Source organism: Aminobacter sp. P4_D5 (assembly GCF_056401815.1).
On record NZ_JBFUIP010000555.1, the window covers coordinates 1 to 817 of the forward strand.

1 protein-coding gene is annotated in these 817 nt (G+C 71.5%); it reads right to left on the minus strand.

What is annotated here, in order from left to right; genetic code table 11:
• Positions 1-680, minus strand: a 680-nt coding sequence (locus AC1DWF_RS33450) for a serine hydrolase domain-containing protein (protein WP_476842799.1), incomplete at its 3' end; no start/stop codon positions are given.
• Positions 681-817: the final 137 nt, after the last annotated feature.

Sequence of the window (817 nt, forward strand, 5' to 3'; positions counted from 1 at the left end):
CCATCCGGTCCGCGCTGATGCCGCCCGGCCATCCGCGCCCGCCACGCCGGCGGGACGGCGAAGCCCGTATCCTCCATCCCCAGCGGCCCCAGGATCCGCTCGCGGAAATAGGCCCCAAGGCCGCGGCCGGAGACCGCCTCCACCACCTGGCCCACGAGGTCGGTGTTGATCCCGTACTGCCACCGCGTGCCCGGATCGAACATCAGCGGCATGCCCTTCGCCGTGCGCGGCCCGCCCGAAAGCCCCGCCAGCCGCATGTAGCGGTCCAGCAGCGGGTCCCAGTGGTCGTAGCCGTAGCCGGCGGTGTGGGTCAGCAGGTGCCGCAACGTGACCGCGCCGCGCGCGGGACGGAGCACCGGCTGCCCGGCCGCGTCGAATCCCTCCAGCACCAGCGGGTCGCGCATCTCCGGCAGGATGGCGCCCATGGGGTCGTCGAGGCCGATCCGGCCCTCCTCCACCAGCTGCATCGCCGCGACGGACGTGACCGCCTTGGTCATGGAAGCCAGCGCGAAGACCGTGTCCAGGGTCATCGGCGCCGGATCGCCCCCAGGGGCACAAAGGCTGCGCACGCCAAAGGCTCCCTCGAACACCGGCCCGTCGCGCGTCGCGGCGAGGGCGACCACCCCTGGCACGCGCCCCGATTCGACCGCGGCGCGGAGCGTGGCTTCGATCCCGGTCATGTCCGGCGTATCTCCCTGTCAACACCCCACTCTGGCCTTGGACGCCTCAAGGGGGTAGAGGGACGCCACCATGTCCACCATCCTCCTCATCGTCTTCCTGATCGTCACTCTCGCGCTCATCGGGGTCATCCTCGTCC